The sequence below is a fragment of the Microcoleus sp. LEGE 07076 genome (genome assembly GCF_015207455.1).
GTDB lineage: Bacteria > Cyanobacteriota > Cyanobacteriia > Cyanobacteriales > Microcoleaceae > Microcoleus.
In genome coordinates, this window is record NZ_JADEWV010000259.1 from 1 (window position 1) to 7,061 (window position 7,061).

The window sequence follows — 7,061 nt, forward strand, 5'->3', positions numbered from 1 at the left end:
GCTCTAACACACTCAAAGTCCAAATATAATGTACTTGTTCTCGACGGGCGGATCGCTTTGAAAAACTGATAGGCAGAGCTTACTCGTGGCTAGACATGACTGGGCATTTCTGTACAAAGTCGGAAAGTGCAGTCTCAATCTTAACTAGCCCAAGTTGATGATTGTAGTGAAACCAGCAATCTCAACAACCAGTCGCTAATCCGAGTATCGGTTTAGCAGTCATCGCAAAAGTTGCCAAGACCAAGACTCGTGCAGCCAAATACTTTGCTAAAATTATCTAAACCTAATTTGTTGCCACAGGTTAGGCAGGGAAAGTTTCACTCGGTAATCTGAATTAATTTCAGTATCCTACTATGTTTGTCATCTGTGCCAGACTCAAATTGAATAACATAGAAGCGAGTTTGATGGCTAGACACGCAGGATTGAGGCTGGTTGCGTTCAAATCTTGGCTGAGCCTTCGGACTCAGATGTACGGTAAGGGTAAGCTTTCCAACTCGAAAGCGATTAAGGAAACCAAGGATGTTTTGACCGATCGCGTTTTGAAACAACCTGAATTAAACTCAATGAATCAATTGTCTGGCAGGGTGTATCAAAACGCCTTGATTGACCTAAAAGCGGAAGTGATAGCGGATTTTGGTTTTGACAAATTTCCACGTCAAATGACATACAAGTATCAAAGTTGTGGAGAGGTTGAAGTGTTAGCCCAGCGAGGGTTCCCTAGTTATAAGATTTGCTCGAACTGCGGTAAAAAACAAGATGTGCGACTTCAAATAAGCAGTTCTGACAATCATAACTGTGACGTTTTTATAGATCGGGATTTAAATGTGGCTATTAATATTTTGAATGGGGAAACCAGCAGGCGCAGCCAGGGCTAATTGCCTACTGATATTGGGATAGCCGACTACCCAAAAGCGTTGTCAGTAAATATTAATTAGCTCTGTTATATAGCGGTTCTCAAGCGTTGTGATGTATGCCCTGCGCGGGCCTGTTTGGCCAGTGGCACTTCATAAGTTGAGAACTCGAAAAGCTATAAGTTTGAGTAAGTTTTACGAAGCAGTAGAAAGTGCAGCTTGCCCGGTGCAAAATTAATTGTTAGCAGTCGATTTGAACCAATTTGTCAGCAAATTAAGCGTGAAAAATCATCGATCGCGCCCTAAATTAGGGACGGTAGCACATCTATTGCCAAAGACTTCTGGGAGCCTCGCCATTTACACCTTGGCTGTGTCAAGCTTGGCTGTGTGAAGTTTTGACCGTCGAAGTTTCGATCGCGCGATCGTCCGGCGGTAAACCTCAAAAATTTGCTAGAAATGCAGGTGTCAGAATTATGATTAGTGGCAGCCCAGACTTTATATTACCAGGACAAAGCATAGATCAGGCTCCGGAATTCCAAGAACTAGAAACTCCAGAAGGCGAGCTGCACCTGCGGTTCTACGTCCCTTCGGGGAACGAGTTCGCACTGCCGGCGATCGGGATAAGAGAGGTACTATCCCCCTCCCCAGACCGCATGACACCGATCCCCAACGTTTCCTCTTTGCTTTTAGGTACGCTAAACATGAGAGGACGAGTGATTTGGGTGGCGGATCTGGGCCAATTTTTGGGAGACCAAACACCTCTCAACACAGACAGGCCCGAAATCCCGATCGTGGCTGTGGAAGACCAAGACACGATTTTGGGGCTGGCGGTCGATCGAATTGTAGGCATGGACTGGCTCGACGTAGAGCAACTGCACTCCCAGAACAATGCACCAGACGGCATGATTCCATTTCTGAGGGGAGAATGGATGTTAGGTACAGAAGCGACTAAAGTGCTCAGACTGCTAGATCAAGTGAAAATTCTGCGCTCAGCGCGGTGGGCAGCGTGAAATCGATTTTAGATTTGCGATTGGCGATTGGAACTTAACCATTAACAGTCACACGACTTGAGGCGCGCATCTAAACATTCGAGATAAAAATCTAAAATCTAAAATCTAAAATCTAAAATCAAAAGAGGGCGGCAAATGACAACAAGTACCAACTTTCAGCAGGACTACCAACGGGCAGAAGCGGCCTACATGGATGCCAACTATCCAGAAGCCGCAGCGCTAGTTTATCAATTAGTAGAAGATTTTCCCGAAGACCCCAGTGCTCGCCTGCTGTGCGGACACATCTACTGCTACGGACTGCAACAGTACGAGGTGGCACGGGAACAGTACACGGTGGTGTTAGGCCTGAGTGACGACCCGAGTTTGGTCGAACACGCTCACAGCGGAATTACCTACACAGACCAATTTTTATCCGGAGAACTGCACACGGAAAATTTAGAGGCTTTGTCGGCTGAAACTGAATTGGAATTCTATCCAGACTTATCTGTCGATGAAGGGTTAGAAGACCCGGATGTGGGACTTTTCCAAGGAGATGCCGCCGGCTCGGAGTCCTATGTTGATCGATCGCCAGACGACCTAGAAGACCTGGACTTGGCAGACTTGGGCATGAGCGGCTTGGAGTGGGAACCACAAGACGACGCGATCGCCGACAATGAACAAACTTCGGATTCTAACCCCTTTGCTGGCGACAGCGGCGGGATGGCAGCTTATGCTGATGCGTCGGAGCCACTAGACTTAGACGAGTTTGCCGATTCGGACTTTGGAGACCCTTTTGGCTTAGATGAGGGAGGGTTTGATGCTGCTGGCTTGTCGGACAACAAAGTGTCTGCCAAAAAGGAACCTGATTCACGAGACTTGTTTTCAGAAGCCCCGACTCAACTCAACGGTCAAAGTTTCGGCCCTTTAGAAATCGAGAATTCCTTTGACTCGAACGAACTCGACTCCCGCACCGGGCCGTCGGAAAATTTTGGCGAACCTTTTGCAGCACTAGATTTGCCAGACGAACTCGAAGATTTCTCCGACTACGACTACCAAACTCCGCCCCTGAGCGCCTCGGAGCGCAGTCAGAATCTACCCCCGTCCGCGGCAGACCCCTTTGCCGAGGAGATACCATCGTCGAGTTTCGGGTCTTCTCGACCTCAAAACCAGCCGAATAGCAACTCGGACTACTCGTCAAACTATTCGCTGGCGGAAGACGAAACGCTGCTGATGGGAGGTGCAGTCCCTAACTCTCAAAGTCAAAGATCGAGCCGGGGAAATTTTAATTCGACAGATAGCTCTTCCTCTGGCAGCAACGGTTACGGGGACTCGACTCCCCCGGCATTTGGTGCGATCGACAGCTTTGAATTAGACGCTTTTGACGACGACGCTTTCAGCGATGCTTTCTCTCTCGACGAAAAGGAGCAAGCGACAGCTTTCGGTACCGGGGGCGTTGCCAGCAGCGACTGGTCGTCAAAAACTGGCAAATCTCCAGAACACAGCGACTTTTTAGACGAATTTGACGAGTTTGACGATTTGGGCAATTTGCCGGACTTTGACATCTCAGAAGATGCCAGCAGTTCGATCCTGACGCGAGGTAACACCAATTTCGGCAACTCGACCAGCGGCATGATGGGGACGACGGGCAGCAGCCTGGACTTTGACAACAGCGACGGATCGGCAATTCGAGACGACGAGATATTTAGCATGAGCGGCCCGGCTGATGCGTCGGTGCCGACTTTTGTGCCGACAGAAACAGAAGCGCTCGATACCTCGGTGAGTGTAGAACAGGGGGGACTGGCTTTCTTGGAAAATGCCCCTTTGTTTACAAAACAGTTGTACACGGCGATCGGCGCAGGACTGGTTTCTCTGATAGCTGTGGCTTTCGTCACTAATATTGCTTCCTATCAAGCTCTGCGGCAAGACAAGCCGGAGGCGATCGTGTACCTGCGAAAAACAGGCTGGGTAATGACGGCAGCAGCAGGTATTACCAGCTTTTTAACTTCTTGGGGCATCGGCTACTCGATCGCCAAGCAGGTACGCAAGTCCTCGGACAACTTGCAAAGTCAGTTCGATGCTGTATCTCAAGGAACACTGGACGCTCGCGCTACGATTTATTCTGAGGATGAGTTTGGCAAAATGGCTGCCAAATTCAACCACATGGCGAAGGTGATCCAAACCACGATTAGCGATACCAGGCGCAAGTCTGACGAACAGGAACAGGCAAAAGAAGACTTGCAGCGCCAAGTGATTCGCTTGCTAGACGACGTGGAAGGAGCTGCCAGGGGTGACTTGACGGTGACTGCGGAGGTAACAGCCGACGTTTTGGGCGCTGTTGCTGACTCGTTTAACTTGACGATTCAAAATCTGCGTGAAATCGTGCATCAGGTGAAGCAGGCGGCTCGTGAGGTCAGCAAAGGCGCTACGGATAGTGCTAAGTTTGCGGGCGATTTGTCTTCCGACGCGCTGCGGCAGGCTGAGGAACTGGCGGCGACGCTGAATTCGGTGCAAGTCCTCACCGATGCGATTCAGCGGGTTGCAGAGAGCGCTAGAGAGGCGGAAGAAGTGGCTCGGGGCGCGGCGGCAACGGCTCTGAAAGGGGGCGAGGCTGTGGAGCGGACGGTGGCCGGGATTTTGGAAATTCGCGAAACAGTAGCAGAAACGACGAGAAAAGTCAAGCGGTTGGCGGAAGCTTCTCAGGAAATTTCTAAGATTGTGGCTCTGATTGCTACTATTGCCTCCCGGACGAATTTGTTGGCTCTTAACGCTAGTATCGAGGCGGCGAGGGCTGGGGAAGCGGGCAGGGGTTTTGCAATTGTGGCGGATGAGGTGCGACAGTTGGCAGATCGATCGGCTAAGTCTTTGAAAGAAATCGAACAGATCGTGATGCAAATTCAAAGTGAAACCGGCGCGGTAATGACGGCGATGGAAGAAGGTACGCAGCAGGTAATTGAGGGTACAAGATTGGCAGAACAGGCGAAGCGATCGCTTGAAGATATCATTCAAGTTACTAATCGAATTGACGTTTTGGTGCGATCGATTACTGCCGACACTGTGGAGCAAAATGAAACAGCTCGCTCGGTTGCCAGTGTGATGCAGGCTGTCGAATTAACTGCTCAGGAAACCTCCCAAGAAGCGCAGCGAGTTTCCGGTGCTTTGCAAAATTTGGTAGGCGTTGCTCGCGACCTTTTGACATCTGTAGAAAGGTTCCGAGTAGAAACAGCAGAAAGACAATAATTGATTGTCTAATGCTTTTTTTACTTCCTGATTAACAAGCACATTATTGTGACAATGATGGCAAACAAAAATAAACCTCGCAGTCTTCGATCCACTGCGGGGATGCCAATCCAGCACCTAAATAAACTAGGAGTTGCACAAATGAACGATAACATAGTAGAGGTAATTCCTGGGATATTTGGTGAAATTAAGCCAGAGAGGTGTATGATTTCTAGCCTAGCCAAAAAGAGCAGGGTCTATACCAACAAAAGACTTCGGGTTAACGGTGAATGGAAAACGATTACTATTCACCGTTTAGTATTAGGAAATAGCTTAGGTCGTTCGATTAAACCCGAATACTTTGTTCGCCCTACTTGCGATGTAGGCAAGTGCATTAATTTCAACCATTTATGGGAAGGTTTTCGGCTAAAAAATTCTCAAGATAGGTTGAGAAAAGAAGGAGCTAAAAATGTAGGAAGTACCTCTGTACCTAAACCTCAAGAAAAACTGCGAGGTCGAGAAGTAATTCCCAGCATTCGTGGTGAAATACAGCCGAAGGGCTGCATAATATGTACCTTGGCTAAAAGAAGTGATGGTTACTCGGTTAAAGGTACTAAAGTTAATGGCAAAACAAAAAGTTTTTATCCCCACAGACTTGTAATTGAAGATAAACTGGGAAGATTGATAAAACCGGGTTATTTTGCTTGTCACAGTTGCGCCGATCGCGGTTGTGTCAATACTGATGATTTGTGGGAAGGAACCCCCGCCGATAACTGCCGCGATGCGAAGCGAAAAAAACCGTTTTGCTTTTGTTCCGGGCCAGACAGGTCCTAACCGCAAACTAAAACCCGAACAGGTGCAAGAGATTCGCTATCTTTTAGATAAGGGCAGATCGAAAGCAATAGCTAGGACATTTGCCAGATATGGCAGTCAGATTATTCTCTTGGCAATGGGCGATATCTACAAAGAGCTTCGCTAGAACTACTAACATAGACCCAATACAATAACACTTAAAATCAGGAATAAAACTATGCTGCCGGAGCAACAACAGAGGATAATGGGCTATTTTATTGAGGAGGCAAAAGACCACCTCAATACGATCGAACAAGGTTTGCTGAATTTGCAGGCGACGATCGAAGACCCAGAACTGGTCAACGAAGTATTTAGGGCAGCCCACTCTGTTAAGGGAGGAGCCGCAATGTTGGGGCTGACGAGCATTCAGCAAACAGCTCACCGACTAGAGGATAGTTTTAAGGTTTTAAAAGAGTGCAGCGTCAAGGTAGACCAACAGCTAGAATCTCTGTTCCTGCGAATTTTTGACACGCTGCAAGGATTGTTGGAACAACTGTCGGGGCCTTTTGGGCTGACGGAAGAAATCGGCGAACAGATGGTTCGAGAGTTGGAACCGGTGTTTGAAGAACTCAACGGGCATTTGGGGGGACTTGTCGGACACTCGGGACGGGATGCAGATGAGAGCAGTCCGCTGCCGTTATCTCAAGCAGTTATGGCTGGGATGGGAGTCGGGGCGCCCGGCTCCCAGAAGAGTTTTGCGGGTTCGGGGGCGGTTTACGGATTTGATTCGAGAGAAACTGAGGACAGTGCGCTGCATTTGGTGTTTGACTCGGATGTGCCGGCGAGGATGCGGGAAATGCTGCAAGAGTTCAAACAGCCAGAGGGGCAAGAAAGCAGGCGGCAGCTCAAAAACATTTGTCGGAACTTGAGAATGGCGGGGGAGGAATTTGAACTGCCCGCCTGGATAGAGTTGATTGGGGTGGTGTCTGAGGCGATAGCCAATCCGGAAAATACTTACCGGGTTTTGGCTCCAACGGTGATTAAGGATATTAAACAAGCGCAGGAATTGGTGCTTTCGGGATTGTCTGAGTCGATCGCGCCGAGCGAAAAACTACTGTCGCTGGTGCCGGAGGCTCTGGTTCGGGAGACAGATTTTGAGGATTTGCTGGCATTCGCTCAACCGGGTACTTCGGGGGCAAATTTGGTTTCTGTT

5 protein-coding genes are annotated in these 7,061 nt (G+C 48.8%); all 5 read left to right on the forward strand.

Annotation, left to right across the window (positions count from 1 at the left end; genetic code table 11):
- Positions 1–353: 353 nt before the first annotated feature.
- Positions 354–875, forward strand: a complete 522-nt coding sequence (locus IQ270_RS26415) for a zinc ribbon domain-containing protein (RefSeq protein ID WP_193976134.1) — start codon at positions 354–356, stop codon at positions 873–875.
- Between the two features lie 452 nt (positions 876–1,327).
- Positions 1,328–1,861: a chemotaxis protein CheW gene (locus tag IQ270_RS26420; protein ID WP_193976137.1), complete on the forward strand. Its 534-nt coding sequence runs from the start codon at positions 1,328–1,330 to the stop codon at positions 1,859–1,861.
- A 135-nt stretch (positions 1,862–1,996) separates the two neighbouring features.
- The gene (locus IQ270_RS26425; protein ID WP_193976135.1) at positions 1,997–5,077 is read left to right on the forward strand and encodes a methyl-accepting chemotaxis protein; all 3,081 of its coding nucleotides are present in this window, start codon (positions 1,997–1,999) and stop codon (positions 5,075–5,077) included.
- Positions 5,078–5,218: 141 nt separating this feature from the next.
- On the forward strand, positions 5,219–5,890 hold the full coding sequence (locus tag IQ270_RS26430; protein ID WP_193976136.1) for an HNH endonuclease: 672 nt from the start codon (positions 5,219–5,221) through the stop codon (positions 5,888–5,890).
- 196 nt (positions 5,891–6,086) lie between these two features.
- Positions 6,087–7,061: Hpt domain-containing protein (locus IQ270_RS31520; protein WP_228056726.1), on the forward strand; the 975-nt coding region annotated here is incomplete at its 3' end.